Here is a 15,513-nt window from a genome sequence, read left to right as displayed (position 1 = left end):
TGAACGGACACCATGAACCTGAACTACCTTGATTTTGACTACAGCGAAGACGCGGACGACGTAGGTACGTTTGACGCCATGGCGAGCGTGCAGCCCGCGCAGATTCCCGCATTACATGCTGAGATCAGCGCCGTGCTGGTCTGGGCGCACCAGCATTGGCCCGATGCCTGTGGCCCGTCGGAAGATGGGGGCATATGGCACTACGACTTGCAGGGCGTGCAGGAGGTCAGCACACCGCTGGTGCTGACGTTTGATGACACCGCCGGGCAACTGCGCGCGGCGGCAGGCAACCCCGCCCCACCCCGGACCACGATCACCTTGACAATCAGCGGAAATGCTGACTTTTGCGGTGCGTTGCGCGACGCCTTCGCGATCGAATAGCCTCCATAGCCCCAATTACCAGCAAAAGCCCCACGTTGCGAACAGGTTAGCGCGTCGGCAAGCGGCAATCTCTCGGGCATCGCTACAGTTGCGACTCCTCAGTTCAACTCAAGACCGGAGAGTTTCATGCTGTCACGCCGCCACTTCCTGGGTGCAAGCCTGGCCACCACCGTTTACGCAGCGGGCTCGTTTGTCCCCGTGTGGGCCCAGAACGCGCCCAACTTCGGAACCCCCACCTTGCCCAGCCCCGGCTTTCGCCGCATGAAGGTGGGCGACGTGGAGGTGATTGCGCTGAACGATGGCATCACGCGCCGCCCGCTGGGAGAGGAATTTGTGAAGAACGCGCCGCTGACCGAGGTGCGTGCGCTGCTGGCATCGCAAGGACTGCCCACCGACCACATCGACGTGCCCTACACACCCTTTCTGGTGGTGGCAGGCGCGCGCAAGATCCTCATCGACACCGGCTTGGGCGAGTTTGGTGGCGCCACCACCGGCAAGCTGCTCGACAGCCTGCGCGCGGCGGGCATGCAGGCAGCCGACATCGACACCGTGCTGATCAGCCACTACCACGGCGACCACATCAATGGCATCCGCAACAAGGCCGGTGAGTTGGTTTTCCCCAAGGCCAAGGTGATGGTGCCCGCCGCCGAACACGCGTTCTGGATGGACGACGCCCGCATGGCCGCAGCGCCCGCTGGCATGAAGGGTGCATTCGATAACGTGCGCCGCACCTTTGCCACCATGCCCGCAGACACGCTGGTGCAGTTTGCGGCCGATGCGGAAGTGGCGCCAGGCATCAAGTCCGTGGCGGCCTACGGCCACACGCCGGGCCATACGCTGTTCGAGCTGACCTCGTCGGGCCAGAAGTTCTTCTACGTGGCAGACCTGACCAATGTGCCCGCGCTGTTTGCGCGCAACCCCGACTGGGCTGTGACGTTTGACATGGATGCCGAGGCTGCGCGCAAGGTGCGGCGCGATGTGTTCCAGCGGATCACCGCCAGCAATGCCATGCTGGGCGGCTTCCACTTCCCGTTCCCGGCGTTTGGCCGCATGGCGGCTTCTGGCAATGGCTATGCCTTCCAGCCTGCCGCCTGAGCCACGCATTGCCCGTCGCGCGGTGCTGGGCGCCGGGCTGGCGTTTGCCAGCCTGCGCAGCTGGGCGGCGCAAGACTCGAATGCCGAAGCCTTGTTGCGCAAGGGCGGGGTGGTGGCCGCCTTCCGCCACGCGCTGGCCCCCGGCACGTTTGATCCCCCCGGATTCCGCCTGGGTGACTGCAGCACCCAGCGCAACCTGAACGACGAAGGCCGCGCCCAGGCACGCAGCGTGGGGGCGTGGTTTCAGCAGCGCCAACTGCAACCGGGCAAGGTTTTGTCGAGCCCCTGGTGCCGCTGCGTGGACAGTGCCACCCTCGCCTTTGGTACGCCGCAGGTCTGGGCGGCACTCGGGTCGCCCCGGGGCAGCCCGGAGACCACCGGTGCTGCCCACCTGCGTGAACTGCGCACTGCGCTGGCCACAGCGTCGTCCCAGCCCGGTCGTTTCGAAGTGTGGTTCACCCACATGTTTGTGCTGTCCGACCTGGCAAATACCAACACCAGCTCGGGCGAAGGACTGATTCTCCGGGCAGATCGCAGTGGCAATGTCGAGGTCCTGGCGCGTCTTGCCATACCCGCCTGACGGGGTGACCTGGCGGCTTCCCGCGAATGGGTAGCGGGCGGGCATGGCGGCGGGTCGTTCGCCTACATCGGGCGCGGGGGAAAGGACTATCCTCAAGCCACGCTGCTGTGCCGGATGCCCCGGAACGCGGTGCACGAAGGACATGCCCATGGCAAACACCCAAAGCCCTCCCCCGCAGTCAAATACCCCGAACGCTGCCACCTGGCCTGCCCCCTACCCCGCCCAGCAAGTCGGCACAGCCCCTGCAGACCAGCCAAGCCATGACCGCGTACGCATGGAGCTGCAGATTGATCTGAGCTACGAGGTGGACCAGCATGGTGCCGATTTTGTCTTCAACATCCACGCGGCGCAGACACCCAACCAGTCGGTAAGCGCAGAGCGCCTGGTCATCAACCAGCCCATTGCCCACCACATTCATACCGATCCAGCCACGGGCAACCGGTACCTGCGGCTGCATGGCGAGCCCGGCACGCTGGAGCTGTCGTATTCAGCCACGGTCGATATCAACCACTACCGCATCGACCCCTCCCAATTGGCAGAAGTACCGGTGAGGCGCCTGCCGCAAGAGGTAATGGGCTACATCTACCCCAGCCGGTATTGCCAGTCCGACCGGCTGCTGCGCCTGGCGACGAACGAGTTTGGTGCGCTGTGGCAAGGGCACAGCCGCGTGCAGGCGATCTGCGACTGGGTGCAGCGGCACGTGGCGTTCACCTCCAACACTTCCAACTCCAACACCTCTGCGGTGGACACGCTGGTGGAGCAGGTGGGCGTGTGCCGTGACTTCGCCCACCTCATGATTGCCTTGTGCCGCGCCATCAACATCCCGGCCCGCTTCACCACCGGAACCGACTACGGCGCTGACCCGGCCCTGGGCCCCCCCGACTTTCATGCCTATGTGGAGGTGTACCTGGGCGACCGCTGGTACATCTTTGACCCGTCTGGCACGGCGATCCCCATGGGCCTGCTGCGGTTTGGTGTGGGGAGGGATGCGGCCGATGTGGCCTTTGCCACCATCTTCGGTGGCGTATGGGCCAAGCCCCCCGTGATCCGTACGATGGCCATTCAGGATGCCGCGCGGGGTTTTGAGTTGCCCCGCCACTGCACACAAGCGCTGTCCACCGACCACGGCGCAGGTGTGGCGGCGGGTGTGGCCGCAGGTTTTGTGGCGGCCTGAGCACCCACAAAACACCTGCCAAACACCTTTGAAAGCCCGGCAACCCGGCTGTGGCCTAAAATCTCTCCTTTTTCCACCAACTCAGAGACCTACCATGGGCAACAAGATCGTCACCGAAGCAGACCGCAAGCGCACCCCCCGCCCTACGCCCGTGCCCGGCTACACACTGGCCACTCCCGGCCGTGGCCAGCGCGTGAGCCTGGAACGCGGTGTGGCAACCCGCAGCAAGAAGAACCCTGGCAAGCGCTCCAAGAAGGGCGGCTGATCGCCAGATCGCCACGGGCCGACTGCGGTTGGTTCCTTGCAAGAAAGCCCTCGCCAGAGGGCTTTTTGCTTTCTGGGGCTTTCACACCACCCGGCCGGTGGCGCCTTGCTCCGGCAACCTGTGCCAATATTCACCCATGATCACCGTCCACCACCTCGAAACCTCGCGCTCGCAGCGCGTTCTCTGGCTGCTCGAAGAACTGGGTGTTCCCTACGAGCTGAAAATCTACCAGCGCGACAAGGCCACCAAGCTGGCCCCGCCCGAACTCAAGAAGATCCACCCACTGGGCAAATCACCGGTGATCACCGACGGCAAAGAGGTCATCGCCGAGTCGGGCGCGATCATCGAATACCTGGTGGAAACCTACGGTGCCCAGGCGGGCGGCGACCTGGCCCACCTGCAACCGGCGCCGCGCACGCCAGAGTACCGCCAGTGCCGCTTCTGGATGCACTACGCCGAAGGCTCGCTCATGAACTGGCTGGTGATGAAGCTGGTGTTCATGACCATCCCCACCCAGCCCATGCCGTTCTTCGTCAAGCCCATCGCCAAGGCACTGTGCGGCACGGTGCAGGAGAAATTGATCGACCCCAATGTGAACACCGCGCTCGACTTCATGGAGCAGCACCTGGGCACGCACCGCTGGTTTGCGGGCGAGCACCTCACCATGGCCGATTTTCAGATGAGCTTTGCGGTGGAGGCCGCCCTCTCACGCGCCAGCAAGGCCGGTGCGTGCCCCAACCTTCTGGCCTACAAGCAGCGCATGGAGGCCCGCCCCGCGTACCAGCGCGGCATTGCCAAGGGTGGCCCGGTGGTGATGTCCGCCTGAACATCGTCGGGATCACAGAGATGCCTGACCGCGTCGCTACCTACTCGGTGCTTTTTGTGTGCATGGGCAACATCTGCCGCAGCCCCACGGCCCACGGCGTGTTCCGGCACAAGGTGGTTCACAGTGGTTTGGCCAGCCAGGTGCGTGTGGACTCGGCAGGCACCCACAACTACCACCCCGGCAAGGCACCGGATGACCGCACCCAACGCCATGCGGCGCAACGGGGCTACGACCTGTCGGATCTGCGCGCTCGGCAGATGCTGGCCAACGACTTTGAACGCCACGATCTGGTTCTGGCGATGGATTGGGACAACCTGGCCCTTGCGCAAGACCTTTGTCCACCCGAACACGCCCGCAAGTTGCGCCGAATGACAGAGTTCTGCCAACGGTTCGACAGCCCCGTGGTGCCCGATCCGTACTACGGCGGGGCCGCTGGTTTTGAACAGGTGCTGGACCTGGTGGAAGACGCCTGTGATGGCCTGCTGCAACATGTGCGGCAGCAGTTGCAGCGGCGGTCCAGGCCGCTTTAGCACTACGCGGCGCGCACCCCACACACCAGCGCACCGGGGTCGTTGTGCGCCAGCTCCCGGTCATTCTTGGCCTGGGCCACTTCCATGTCGCGCGGCAGGGTGACACCGTTTTTGACGGCCAAAATTTCGGCCATCACGCTCACCGCAATCTCGGGTGGTGTCTTGCTGCCGATGTAGATGCCGATCGGTCCGCGCAGGCGCGCCAGGCTCTCCTCGGTCTGGTCGAAGTGTTCGATCATGCGGGCGCGGCGCGCCTCGTTGTTGCGGCGCGAGCCGATGCCGCCCACATAAAACGCGTCGGTATTCAGCGCCTCCAGCAGCGCCAGGTCGTCGAGCTTGGGGTCGTGCGTGAGGGCCACCACGCAACTGCGCCGGTCGGGCTTGAAAGCCAGCACCACGTCGTCGGGCATGTCACTCACCACCGTGGCGGCAGGCACGTTCCAGCTGCCCCGGTATTCCTCGCGCGGGTCGCACACCGTTACCGCAAACCCGTTGAACAGCGCCATGGTGGCCAGGTATTCCGCCAGCTGGCCTGCGCCGATCAGCAGCATGCGGTACTCGGGCCCAAAGGTGTTGGTAAGCCGCTCAGCATCCACCGCCAGCTCGGTGGGCGCTGCCGCAGGCGTTAGCGTGACCGCGCCGTCGACCAAGCGCACACTGCGCTGCATCAGGCGCCCAGCCTCCAGCGCGGTGATCAGTGTTGCCAGGCTGTCCGGGGCCGGGTCGTACTCCAGCAGCAACTCCAGCGTTCCGCCACAGGGCAAGCCGAAGCGGTGCGCCTCGTCGGCAGTGACGCCGTATTTCACAAACGTCGGCGGGCCGCTGGGAATGCGGTGATCCTTGTCTCCGACCGCATTCGCCGTGGGCGCGCCCTGCGCGTAGGCCCGCGTATGACGGTCAATCAGATCGTCCTCAATGCACCCGCCCGACACAGACCCCACCACCGAACCGTCTTCGCACAGCGCCATGATGGAGCCCACCGGTCGGGGTGAAGAGCCCCACGTGCGCACCACCGTCGCCAGCAACGCCCGCCGCCCGGCGGCCCGCCAGCCCTGCAGCGTGCGCAACACCATCACATCCAGGTTTTCCATCGTTCCGTCACCAATTCATTTCTACCGCTTATTCAGATATTCCCATCTACGCCCGCTGCGTCTGAAACCGCGCGGCGCCCAGGCCAGCGCCACCGTGGATCCGGCTTTGCCGGGCCACCGGAGGCGTCCCCCTCAGGGGGAAGACGCGAAGCGGCTCAGGTGGAGTCAATTGATTGCCCAGGCTATCAGCACCAGCGCCGCCGCGCCCACCACCCAGACCCAAACCGGAATGCCGCTGGGGGGAATATCCTCCCCCGCCGACGCCGCCAGTGCCCCAGGCTCGGTAGGCGCTTCGGAGGATGCCGCACCATCGTCTGCCGGCGCGCGCGGATGGCGGCTTTGCATTTCGTTGTCAAAGCGCTTGAAAAAATCCTCTGCCATGCTCTTGGCCGCGCCGTCGATGAGCCGCTGTCCCAGCTGAGCGATCTTGCCGCCCACCGTGGCATGCACGGTGTAGTGCAGCTCGCAGCTTTCCTGCCCAGCGGCATCCACGGGCAAAGGCACCAGTTTGACCTGCGCATTGCCCTTGCCAAAGCCTGCCACACCACCCGATCCGTCGAAGGTGATGGTGTAGCTCTCTGGCGGCACGATGTCCGACAGCGTGATCTTGCCCGCAAACTTGGCCGACACGGGGCCGATCTTGAGCGCCATGGCGACCGCGTATTGGTTGTCACCGGTCGCCTCGACCTTGTCGCAGCCGGGGATGCACAGCTTGAGCACCTCAGGATCGTTGAGCGCCTCCCAGGCCTGCTGCTGGCTCACGGCAAGGGTGCGGCTGGCTTGCATTTCCATGGTGGGTTCCTTGTGTTGTCTGGTGTTGTCTGGTTATTTCTGAAATCAGTCACTGCCGCAGCACGGCCGCCAGGCTGGCCGCCAGATCCTGGAGGCGGCTCAGGTTGTGCACGGCCACCATGCCGTGGGCCTGGCGGTGCAACTCGGCGGCGCCGCGTGCCGTGGGCGCATAGCCCTCAAAACGCAGCAGCGGGTTCAGCCAGAGCAGGCGTCCGCAATGGCGGCGCAGCCAGCCCAGTTCCTGCGCCAGCACCTCGGGCGTGCCTGTGTCCAGCCCGTCGCTGATCAGCAGCACCAGGGTGCGCCGCCCCACCAGCCTCCGGGCATGCTGCAAACGCAGCTGGGCCAGGCTGTCGCCCATGCGGGTGCCCCCCGCAAAATCATTGATGGAATGGCTGGCCACCTGCAGCATCGCGTCAGTGTCGGCCAGGCGAAAGGCGGGCGTGAGGTCGGTCAGCCCGGTGCCAAACGCAAACACGTCGCGGCGCACGGCATCGCCGGTGTGGCGCGGTGCCGTGGCGGCATGCAAAAACGCCAGCAGCAGCCGCGCGTAACGCTCCATGGAGCCGGACACATCCACCAGCACCAGCAGCGGCAGCGGTTGCTGGCGCCGCTGCAGCAGCGGGATGCGCAGCACCTCGCCCCCGTTGCGGGCCGCGTGGTGCATGGCGCCGGGCCAGTGCGGGCGGCTGCCGCGCACACCGGGGCGGGTGCGGCGGGCGGCGTAGCGCGGCAGGGGCAAGGGCACATCTCGCGCCAGGCGCTCCACCAGCAGGTATTCGCTGGCAGAGAGCTGGTTGAAGTCGGCCTGCCGCAGGCGCTGCAGGTCGCTGGCCGTCATGGCGGCGTCGAAATCGATCTTCTCGTCCTCCCGCGGCGGGGGCGCGTTGCGGGCCGCACGCACGGGGGCGAGCGCCTCGCTCACGCGCGGGCGGCGTTTGGCGGGCTCGGCCTTGGACTCAGCGCTGGGCAGCATCTGCGCCAGCAGCTTCTGCGCCACGTTGGGATTGCGAAAGTACGCGTCGAACAACTCGCGGAAGACCAACCGGTCCTGCTCGCGACTGACCAGCACGGCCTCCAGTGCGGCACTGAAATCCTCACGCCGCAGGCCCACCAGCATCACCGCCTGCTGGGCCAGCGCCATGCGGGCGGCGTCCACACGCACACCAGCGCGGCGCAGGGTGCGGCCAAAACCGCTCAGGTTGTCGGCGAGCTTGCCCGTGCGGGCATCGCCCAGCTGGGAGATCGTTTTGACCTCTGCCACGGTTGAGCCCTCAGGCATCGGCCTCAGCGGGTTGCAGCAACTGCGCCGCCATGTCGCGCGTGAGCGCAGCCACGTCCTCGCGCTGCTTGAACAAGATGCCTGCGGTGTCGGACACCACTTCGGGGTCCACCACGATGGTGTCGAGCGCGACCAGCGCCTTGGCCCACTCCACGCTCTCGGCAATGCCGGGCGCACGCTGAAAGGCATTGGCGAAGGGCTGGCTGCGCAGTCGGCCTACAAAATCTGCTACCTGGACGGCCAGGGCCGCACTGGCATCTGGCACCTGGGCGCGCACGATGGCCAGCTCGCGCTCGCGCTCGGGGTAGTCCAGCCAGTGGTACAGGCAGCGGCGTTTGACAGCGTCGTGCAGGTCGCGTGTGCGGTTGCTGGTGAGGATGGTGACCGGCGTGGCCGTGGCGCGCACGGTGCCGATCTCGGGGATGCTGACCTGGTACTCGCCCAGGTATTCGAGCAGGAAGGCCTCGAAGGGCTCGTCGGCGCGGTCCACTTCGTCGATGAGCAGCACGGCGCCGGGTTCTGGCGCCTGCAGTGCCTGCAACAAGGGGCGGCGAATGAGGTAGCGGTCCTGGTACACCTCGCGTTCCACCTGCGCCATGTCGGCCGTTCCTTTGCCTTCAGCAGCACGCATGTGCAGCAGTTGGGCTGCGTAGTTCCATTCGTACAGAGCCTCGCGCTGCTCCAGGCCGTCGTAGCACTGCAGGCGGATGAGGCTGCGCTCCAGCACTTCGCCCAAGGCCTTGGCCAGTGCCGTCTTGCCCACACCGGGCTCGCCTTCCAACAACAGCGGGCGCTGCAGCTTGAGCGCCAGGAACACGGCCGTGGCCAGGCGCCGGTCGGCAAAGTAGCCCACGCCCTGCAAGGCAGACACCAGGGCGTCGATGGAGGACAGCGCAGGCGCGGTCATGGGCACGGGAGGGGAAACGTTCATTACTATAGTTTCTATAGCTAATAGCGCTTGATAGAAAAGCGCTAGAGGCCAATTTCATTCAAACACCCGCCCCTGGATGCAATATGCCGGGCGCGGGTGCTATCCCCCATCAGCCCAGGATTTGCGCTACTGCTCTTTGGGTCTGCACGCTGATGAGGTTGGCGCGATAGGCCGCACTGGCGTGGATGTCAGCGTTGAGATCGCTTGCATCGATCTTCACCGCCGCCGCCGATGCGGGCGTAAAGCTCTGGTTCAGCGCTGCCTCCAGCACCGCATGCCGGAACACGCTGCTGGCCGCGCCCGTGATGGCCACGCGCACACCGCCGTCGGTCTGCGCCACAAACACACCCACCAGCGAGAAGCGCGATGCAGCCTGCTTGAACTTGAGGTACGCAGCGCGCTTGGGGATGGGGAAGCGGATGGCGGTGATGATCTCGCCCTCTTCCAGCGCCGTGGTGTACATGCCCACAAAAAAGTCGTCGGCCGCAATCTCGCGCTGGTTGGTGATCACGGTGGCGCCCAGGCCCAGTACGGCGCTCGGGTAGCAGGCCGCTGGGTCGTTGTTGGCCACCGAACCACCCAGCGTGCCGCGTGCGCGCACCTGCCGGTCGCCAATGTGCGCGGCCAAGTCGGCCAGTGCGGGAATCGCAGCCTTTACGTCCGCACTGTTGGCCACATCCATGTGGCGCGTCATGGCGCCGATGACCAGCGCGTTGCCCTCGCGGCGGATGCCCGCCAGCTCGGGGATGCTGTTGAGGTCAACGATCTTCTCTGGATTGGCCAGGCGCAGCCGCATCGACGGCAGCAGGCTTTGGCCACCGGCCAGCAGCTTGCCGCCCTGGGCGATGAGCTGTGCAGCGGCTGCGGTGGAGGAGGGATTTTCAAAGGTGAATGCGTACATGCTGGTTCTCCTCAGGCTTTGGCACTTTGAATCGCTTCCCACACGCGGTGGGGCGATGCGGGCATGTCGAACTCTTTGACGCCCAGCGGGTGCAGGGCGTCGAGCACGGCGTTGATCACAGCCGGTGGCGAACCAATGGCCCCGGCCTCGCCGCAGCCCTTGGTACCGAGCGGGTTGTGCGTGCAGGGCGTGCAGACATGGCCCAGCTTGAACTCGGGGAAGTCGTCGGCGCGCGGCATGGCGTAGTCCATGAAGCTGCCGGTGAGCAGCTGGCCCGTCTCGCGGTCATACACGCAGTTTTCCATCAGCGCCTGGCCAATGCCCTGCACCAGGCCGCCGTGCACCTGGCCTTCCACGATCATGGGGTTGATGATGGTGCCGAAGTCGTCCACGGCCGTGAACTTGTCTACGCGGGTGCTGCCTGTGGCCGGGTCCACCTCCACCTCGCAGATGTAGGTTCCTGCAGGGAAGGTGAAGTTGGTCGGGTCGTAGAACGCGGTTTCGTTGAGGCCCGGCTCCAGCACGTCAAGCGGGTAGTTGTGTGGCACATAAGCCGCCAGGGACACCGATCCGAATGGAATTTTCTTGTCGGTGCCCCGCACGGTGAACTCGCCGTTGGCAAAGTCAATGTCGGCGTCGCTGGCCTCCATCAAATGCGCCGCAATCTTCTTGGCCTTGGCCTCGATCTTGTCCAGCGCCTTCATGATGGCCGCGCCGCCCACGCTGATGGAGCGCGAGCCATAGGTACCCATGCCAAACGGCACGCGGCCCGTGTCGCCGTGCACGATGTCCACGTTCTCCACAGGGATGCCCAGGCGCGCGGCCACCACCTGCGCAAAGGTGGTCTCGTGCCCCTGGCCGTGGCTGTGCGAGCCGGTGAACACCGTCACGCTGCCCGTGGGATGCACACGCACTTCGCCGCATTCAAACAGACCTGCGCGCGCGCCCAGGGCGCCCGCGATGTTGGACGGCGCAATCCCACACGCTTCGATGTAGCTGCTGTAGCCGATGCCACGCTTCAAGCCCTTGGCCTCGCTGGCCGCCTTGCGCGCCGCAAAGCCCGCCACGTCGGCCAGTTCCTGCGCTTGCGTCATACAGGCGTGGTAGTCGCCCACGTCGTACTGCAGTGCCACGGGCGTCTGGTAGGGCCAGCTGGTGATGAAGTTACGTTTGCGGATTTCGTCCTGGCCCAGGCCCATCTCCCAGCCACAGCGCGACACCAGCCGTTCCAGCAGGTAGGTGGCCTCGGGCCGGCCCGCGCCCCGGTAGGCATCGACCGGGGCGGTGTTGGTGAACCAGGCATCCACCTCCACATAGATCTGCGGCGTTGTGTACTGGCCTGCCAGCAAGGTGGCATACAGGATGGTGGGCACGGCACTGGCAAAGGTGCTGAGGTAGGCGCCCATGTTGGCGTCGGTGTGCACGCGCATGGCCAGGAACTTGCCGTCTTTGTCCATCGCCATTTCGGCATGGCTCACATGGTCGCGGCCATGCGCGTCCGACACGAAGGACTCGCTGCGGTCGGCCACCCACTTGATGTTGCGGTTGAGCTTCTTGGCCGCCCAGGTCAGGCACACGTCCTCGGCATACAAAAAGATCTTGGAGCCAAAGCCACCGCCCACGTCGGGCGCAATCACGCGCACCTTGTGCTCGGGCAGGCCCATCACAAACGCCGTCATCAGCAGTCGCTCGACGTGCGGGTTCTGGTTGCTGACGTACAGCGTGTATTCGTCATTGGCGCGGCTGTAGCTGCCAATGGCGGCACGCGGTTCCATCGCGTTGGGGATGAGCCGGTTGTTGACCAGGTCGAGCTTGGTCACATGGGCGGCGTTGGCAAATGCGGCGTCCACCGCGCCCTTGTCGCCAATGGCCCATTTGTAGCAATGGTTGTCCGGCGCTGCGTCATGCAGCCCTGCGCCCGACACGGTGCCTGCTGCGGCATCGGCCACGCTGACCACGGCGGGCAGCACGTCGTAGTCCACCTCCACCAGCTCGGCGGCATCGCGCGCCTGCTGCTGCGTGAGGGCCACGACGATGGCCACATGATCGCCCACATAGCGCACCTTGCCTTGGGCCAGGATGGGGTGTGGCGGCTCCTTCATGGGCTGACCGTCGGTGCTGGTAATGAGCCAGCCGCAAGGCAGGCCGTTGATGTTGTCGGCCGCCACGTCAGCACCGGTGAACACGCCCAGCACACCGGGTGCGGCCTTTGCCGCTTCCACGTTGATGCTGTTGATCCTGGCGTGTGCGTGTGGTGACCGCACAAACACCGCATGGCTTTGCGCGGCCAGCACCACGTCGTCGGTGTACTGGCCTGCGCCGGTCAGGAAGCGGTAGTCTTCCTTGCGCTTGAGCGATTCGCCGATGTGCGGCAGCTTGGAAAAGTCGGATGCACCCATGGTTCTTCTCCTTTGTGTTTAAGCCGACGCCATGGCTTTTTGGCCAACCTGCACTGCGCGCACGATGTTCTGGTAGCCCGTGCAGCGGCAGATGTTCCCTTCGAGCAGCTCGCGGATCTCGCCTTCGCTGGCGTTGGGGTGGTTCTTGCACAGGTCCACCGCGCTCATCACCATGCCCGGGGTGCAGAAGCCGCACTGAAGGCCATGGCACTCCTTGAACGCGGCCTGCATGGGGTGCATGGTGCCGTCGGGGGTGGCCATGCCTTCGATGGTGGTCACCTCGGCCCCCTGGGCCTGCACCGCCAGCATGGCGCAGGATTTGACGGCCCTGCCGTTCACATGCACCGTGCACGCCCCGCACTGACTGGTGTCACAACCCACATGGGTGCCGGTGAGCAGCAGGTGCTCTCGCAGCGCATGGACAAGCAGGGTATTGGGGGGGACGTCAACACTGGCAGCGCGCCCGTTGACCGTGAACTGGACTTGCATCTGGCTGTCTCCTGAATAGGTTTTGGCTGGACTGACCTCGCGCATCTTCAGCCGCGCCCCACCACCCATCCCTAGGGACAACCCTAGATTTCCGGCAGCCCCGGCCGGATATTCTCAAAATGAAACATGTTGCAGCGCACACCAGCGCATCATGCGCAGCTCAAGGATCCGGTTCACCATGCTGTCCTCCGCGCCCACGTCCCCCGCCCACCGCCACGCACTGATTGCACAGGCGCGCCAGAGCCTGCTGGCGGATGGCGCAGCGCCCCTGCGGGCCGAGGTGGAGCCATGGATTGCACGGTCGTGGCAACGCTGCCTGGCCCAGGGGCTCAACCCCACCCACCGTGTGGCATTTGACGCCGTCAGCGCCACGGCGCTGCGCCGCAGCCAGGAGCAAAACCACCACCTGCTGCGCGCGGCACGGCCCGTGCTGCAACAGCTCACCCGCGCGATTGCGGGCATGCACTACTTCGCCATGCTGACGGACGCACGCGGCATCGTGGTAGACGTGCAAGGCCATTGCGACCCGGGCGACCCGCGCGCCAGCGCCATTGGCCGCGTGGGCATCGACCTGTCGGAAGCGGCCGTGGGCACCACAGCCATCGGCGCTGCGCTGGCCGAACTGCAGCCGGTGTGGCTGCACCGGGGCGAACACTTCTTTGATGACAACGCCAGCTACAGCTGTGCAGGCGCACCGCTGTTCGACCCGCAGGGCCAGTGTGTGGGCATGCTGGACCTGACCGGCGTGGATGTGCCCGAGCGGCCCGAGCTGCGCCACCTTGTGGCCCGATCGGCCCGCGCCATGGAAGACGCCTTGCTGCTGCAATTGCCCCATGCCCTGCTGCTGCGCGTGAACTGGCCCGGTGGCCCGCTGGGCAGCGAGGGCGACGGCCTGCTGGCACTGGACGGCGATGGATTTGTGGTGGGCTGCAACAGCATGGCCCGCCAACTGGTGCCCCAGCCACTGCGCACCCCGGGTGCGCCCACCCACGCCAGCGACCTGCTGGCTATGCCGTGGGCCATGTTGTTCGATGCTGCGCGGCGGCACCCGGCGCAGCCGATCGATTTGCCCCTGTGGTCGGGCCTGCGCCTGCAGGCGCTAGCGCAACGGCCAGAAAACGCTCGTGGCACCAGCCAGCCTGTTGCCACCCTGTCCCCGGCGCTGGTGGGCGCCCCCCCACCGCCGCACCGCTGCGCGAGGCCGAAACTGCCCTGATTCGCCAAGCCGTGCAAGACGCCCGTGGCAATGTGGCAGAAGCTGCCCGGGTGCTCGGCATCAGCCGCGCCACGGTGTACCGCAAACTGGGGCATCCCAAGGGGCTGTGATCGGCGGCTGCGGCACCTGCCAACAAGGCGTAGCAGATATTTGCGTCAAATTGGCCTCTAGCGCTTATTCAGCAATCGCCAATAGCTATAAAATATATAGCCAAATTCCCACAACGGGCCCAGTATCAGACCTCGGCCAAGGCCAGGACCACGGCATTGTCTTCCACCACCAGCGCGACCGGGCTGCCCGCGCGCAGGCCACTGCCGGGCGCCGCAAAACCCACCATCTGCAAACCACCCGACAGCTCGGCAGACACCTCATCGCCCGACTCGCCCCGCACCACGCGCGTGGCTTTTGCGGGCAGGCGGTGGATGCCGGGTGCATCGGCCACCGCAGACCCAGACGCTGATGCCAAACGACCACCCCGCTCCACGCGCACGGCCGTGGCCTTGCACAGCGCCTGCACGGCAAGCCCCGGCTGCAGGCCCAGCAGCTCCGCACTCTCGCGGGTGATGCGCGCGGCCAGTGCTGCGGGCACGCCCATTGCGGCACCATCGGCATCGCCCGCATTGCCCAACCGCAGGTGCACCGCCACGATCTGCCCCTGCACCACCAGCCGCTCCACCACACACGGCAACTGGTTGCGCATGCTGGTGCGCACCGTCAGCCGCGCCAGCGCAGGGCCCGCATGGGGCGTGGCCTGCCAGCGCGACAGCACAGCGCCACGCGCCTGCGCCATCGCATTTGCCGCCGCCAGCAGCTGGTGCCCCGCCTCGGTCAGCTGCGCACCGCCGCCCCCTGCCCCACCCACCGCGCGGGCCACCAGCGGCGTGCCCGCCAGATTGGTCAGCGTGTCCACCGCCTGCCACGCAGCCTTGTAGCTCACGCCCACGGCACGCGCGGCCTGAGAGATGGAGCCACAGGTGCCAATCTGGCGCAGGATGTCGATGCGTTTGTCGGCCAGGGCATGGCCCAGCGCATCCGTGAGAGAAAGAGAAACAGGCATGCGCGGATGATGCCTGAGCGCTCCCTTCATGCCGCCTTGCGGCGCAGCCCCGTGACAGGCTTTGCAAGCTTCTGCTGGCGTTCCAGCGCGCCAGTCGCTGCGGCCTTCAGCAGCCGCTGGAAGGAGGGGCATTGCGCATGGCTCTCGGCCGGGCAGGCCGCCGCATGCCGCAGGCCGTTGCTCATGGCCTTGAGGCGTTTGACCATGGCATCGAGTTCATCGGCCTTGGCCGACAGCAGTTGTCGGTCAATGCTGGGCTCGCCGCTGGGCAAAAACATGGCACGGATGTCGTCCAGCGAGAACCCGGCCGATTGCCCCAGCGCAATCAGCGCCAGCTGGTCCAGCACGCCCGGCGCAAAACGGCGGCGCTCACCCGGTTTTCCCACCGAGTGGATCAACCCTTTTTCTTCGTAATACCGCAGTGTGGAGGCCCGCAGCCCGGAGCGTTTGGCGACTTCGGCAATGTCCATCAAAAAAACCCCTTGACTTCAAGTTGACTTGAAC

The 15,513-nt window shown here is 65.8% G+C and carries 16 protein-coding genes and 1 pseudogene; 8 read left to right on the top strand and 9 right to left on the bottom strand.

Features of this window, described 5'->3' with window-relative positions:
* Window positions 1–12 precede the first annotated feature (12 nt).
* From EXV95_RS24190 to EXV95_RS24160, 7 genes are all read left to right on the top strand, one after another.
* Window positions 13–381 (top strand): hypothetical protein, encoded by a 369-nt coding sequence (locus EXV95_RS24190; RefSeq protein WP_055396266.1) that lies wholly within the window; start codon window positions 13–15, stop codon window positions 379–381.
* Window positions 382–507: 126 nt separating this feature from the next.
* Window positions 508–1,476, top strand: coding sequence for an MBL fold metallo-hydrolase (locus EXV95_RS24185; RefSeq protein WP_176888800.1), 969 nt, complete (start codon window positions 508–510; stop codon window positions 1,474–1,476).
* Window positions 1,448–2,056: a histidine phosphatase family protein gene (locus EXV95_RS24180; RefSeq protein ID WP_370460149.1), complete on the top strand. Its 609-nt coding sequence runs from the start codon at window positions 1,448–1,450 to the stop codon at window positions 2,054–2,056. Before EXV95_RS24185 ends, EXV95_RS24180 begins: the two co-directional genes overlap by 29 nt.
* A 274-nt stretch (window positions 2,057–2,330) precedes the next feature.
* A complete protein-coding gene (locus EXV95_RS24175; RefSeq protein WP_121507164.1) occupies window positions 2,331–3,230 on the top strand; it encodes a transglutaminase family protein in 900 nt (299 codons plus the stop codon).
* 94 nt (window positions 3,231–3,324) lie between these two features.
* Entirely contained in the window at window positions 3,325–3,495 is a 171-nt protein-coding gene (locus tag EXV95_RS24170; RefSeq protein WP_162995995.1) for a hypothetical protein, read from the top strand.
* Between the two features lie 136 nt (window positions 3,496–3,631).
* Window positions 3,632–4,321 carry a glutathione S-transferase family protein gene (locus EXV95_RS24165; protein ID WP_121507165.1) on the top strand — a complete coding sequence of 230 codons (690 nt, stop codon included), beginning with the start codon at window positions 3,632–3,634 and terminating at the stop codon, window positions 4,319–4,321.
* A gap of 20 nt (window positions 4,322–4,341) precedes the next feature.
* The gene (locus tag EXV95_RS24160; RefSeq protein WP_176888799.1) at window positions 4,342–4,851 is read left to right on the top strand and encodes a low molecular weight protein-tyrosine-phosphatase; all 510 of its coding nucleotides are present in this window, start codon (window positions 4,342–4,344) and stop codon (window positions 4,849–4,851) included.
* Between the two features lie 2 nt (window positions 4,852–4,853).
* Here EXV95_RS24160 and EXV95_RS24155 read toward each other — a convergent pair whose 3' ends face one another.
* The 7 genes from EXV95_RS24155 to EXV95_RS24125 form a co-directional block, all read right to left on the bottom strand.
* Window positions 4,854–5,942 (bottom strand): XdhC family protein, encoded by a 1,089-nt coding sequence (locus EXV95_RS24155; RefSeq protein ID WP_176888798.1) that lies wholly within the window; start codon window positions 5,940–5,942, stop codon window positions 4,854–4,856.
* Window positions 5,943–6,107: 165 nt separating this feature from the next.
* Window positions 6,108–6,734, bottom strand: coding sequence for a CoxG family protein (locus EXV95_RS24150; protein ID WP_176888797.1), 627 nt, complete (start codon window positions 6,732–6,734; stop codon window positions 6,108–6,110).
* A 49-nt stretch (window positions 6,735–6,783) separates the two neighbouring features.
* The gene (locus EXV95_RS24145; RefSeq protein ID WP_176888796.1) at window positions 6,784–8,016 is read right to left on the bottom strand and encodes a VWA domain-containing protein; all 1,233 of its coding nucleotides are present in this window, start codon (window positions 8,014–8,016) and stop codon (window positions 6,784–6,786) included.
* On the bottom strand, window positions 8,009–8,923 hold the full coding sequence (locus EXV95_RS24140; protein WP_176889171.1) for a MoxR family ATPase: 915 nt from the start codon (window positions 8,921–8,923) through the stop codon (window positions 8,009–8,011). Before EXV95_RS24140 ends, EXV95_RS24145 begins: the two co-directional genes overlap by 8 nt.
* Before the next feature lie 133 nt (window positions 8,924–9,056).
* Window positions 9,057–9,848, bottom strand: a complete 792-nt coding sequence (locus EXV95_RS24135) for a xanthine dehydrogenase family protein subunit M (RefSeq protein ID WP_176888795.1) — start codon at window positions 9,846–9,848, stop codon at window positions 9,057–9,059.
* An 11-nt stretch (window positions 9,849–9,859) separates the two neighbouring features.
* Window positions 9,860–12,247, bottom strand: a complete 2,388-nt coding sequence (locus EXV95_RS24130) for a xanthine dehydrogenase family protein molybdopterin-binding subunit (RefSeq protein ID WP_176888794.1) — start codon at window positions 12,245–12,247, stop codon at window positions 9,860–9,862.
* An 18-nt stretch (window positions 12,248–12,265) separates the two neighbouring features.
* Complete coding sequence (locus EXV95_RS24125; protein ID WP_055396291.1) at window positions 12,266–12,736, bottom strand: (2Fe-2S)-binding protein; 471 nt, start codon at window positions 12,734–12,736, stop codon at window positions 12,266–12,268.
* A gap of 178 nt (window positions 12,737–12,914) precedes the next feature.
* Here EXV95_RS24125 and EXV95_RS24120 point away from each other — a divergent pair.
* Window positions 12,915–14,062 (top strand): annotated as a pseudogene (locus EXV95_RS24120) (helix-turn-helix domain-containing protein).
* A gap of 125 nt (window positions 14,063–14,187) precedes the next feature.
* Here EXV95_RS24120 and EXV95_RS24115 read toward each other — a convergent pair.
* Window positions 14,188–15,009 carry a TOBE domain-containing protein gene (locus EXV95_RS24115; RefSeq protein WP_176888793.1) on the bottom strand — a complete coding sequence of 274 codons (822 nt, stop codon included), beginning with the start codon at window positions 15,007–15,009 and terminating at the stop codon, window positions 14,188–14,190.
* A 26-nt stretch (window positions 15,010–15,035) separates the two neighbouring features.
* Window positions 15,036–15,479, bottom strand: coding sequence for a helix-turn-helix domain-containing protein (locus tag EXV95_RS24110; protein WP_176888792.1), 444 nt, complete (start codon window positions 15,477–15,479; stop codon window positions 15,036–15,038).
* Window positions 15,480–15,513 lie beyond the last annotated feature (34 nt).

The sequence above is a fragment of the Acidovorax sp. JMULE5 genome (assembly GCF_013376875.1).
GTDB classification, from domain to species: domain Bacteria; phylum Pseudomonadota; class Gammaproteobacteria; order Burkholderiales; family Burkholderiaceae_C; genus Acidovorax; species Acidovorax facilis.
Note: the sequence above shows the minus strand (reverse complement) of the source record. Positions and strands in the feature narration are given on the sequence as shown.

What these genes read in the sequence shown, in the direction of transcription:
- EXV95_RS24190 (WP_055396266.1), top strand. Translation starts at nt 13, where the DNA reads ATGAACCTGAACTACCTTGATTTTGACTACAGCGAAGACGCGGACGAC.
- EXV95_RS24185 (WP_176888800.1), top strand. Translation starts at nt 508, where the DNA reads ATGCTGTCACGCCGCCACTTCCTGGGTGCAAGCCTGGCCACCACCGTT.
- EXV95_RS24180 (WP_370460149.1), top strand. Translation starts at nt 1,448, where the DNA reads ATGGCTATGCCTTCCAGCCTGCCGCCTGAGCCACGCATTGCCCGTCGC.
- EXV95_RS24175 (WP_121507164.1), top strand. Translation starts at nt 2,331, where the DNA reads ATGGAGCTGCAGATTGATCTGAGCTACGAGGTGGACCAGCATGGTGCC.
- EXV95_RS24170 (WP_162995995.1), top strand. Translation starts at nt 3,325, where the DNA reads ATGGGCAACAAGATCGTCACCGAAGCAGACCGCAAGCGCACCCCCCGC.
- EXV95_RS24165 (WP_121507165.1), top strand. Translation starts at nt 3,632, where the DNA reads ATGATCACCGTCCACCACCTCGAAACCTCGCGCTCGCAGCGCGTTCTC.
- EXV95_RS24160 (WP_176888799.1), top strand. Translation starts at nt 4,342, where the DNA reads ATGCCTGACCGCGTCGCTACCTACTCGGTGCTTTTTGTGTGCATGGGC.
- EXV95_RS24155 (WP_176888798.1), bottom strand. Translation starts at nt 5,942, where the DNA reads ATGGAAAACCTGGATGTGATGGTGTTGCGCACGCTGCAGGGCTGGCGG.
- EXV95_RS24150 (WP_176888797.1), bottom strand. Translation starts at nt 6,734, where the DNA reads ATGGAAATGCAAGCCAGCCGCACCCTTGCCGTGAGCCAGCAGCAGGCC.
- EXV95_RS24145 (WP_176888796.1), bottom strand. Translation starts at nt 8,016, where the DNA reads ATGCCTGAGGGCTCAACCGTGGCAGAGGTCAAAACGATCTCCCAGCTG.
- EXV95_RS24140 (WP_176889171.1), bottom strand. Translation starts at nt 8,923, where the DNA reads ATGACCGCGCCTGCGCTGTCCTCCATCGACGCCCTGGTGTCTGCCTTG.
- EXV95_RS24135 (WP_176888795.1), bottom strand. Translation starts at nt 9,848, where the DNA reads ATGTACGCATTCACCTTTGAAAATCCCTCCTCCACCGCAGCCGCTGCA.
- EXV95_RS24130 (WP_176888794.1), bottom strand. Translation starts at nt 12,247, where the DNA reads ATGGGTGCATCCGACTTTTCCAAGCTGCCGCACATCGGCGAATCGCTC.
- EXV95_RS24125 (WP_055396291.1), bottom strand. Translation starts at nt 12,736, where the DNA reads ATGCAAGTCCAGTTCACGGTCAACGGGCGCGCTGCCAGTGTTGACGTC.
- EXV95_RS24115 (WP_176888793.1), bottom strand. Translation starts at nt 15,009, where the DNA reads ATGCCTGTTTCTCTTTCTCTCACGGATGCGCTGGGCCATGCCCTGGCC.
- EXV95_RS24110 (WP_176888792.1), bottom strand. Translation starts at nt 15,479, where the DNA reads ATGGACATTGCCGAAGTCGCCAAACGCTCCGGGCTGCGGGCCTCCACA.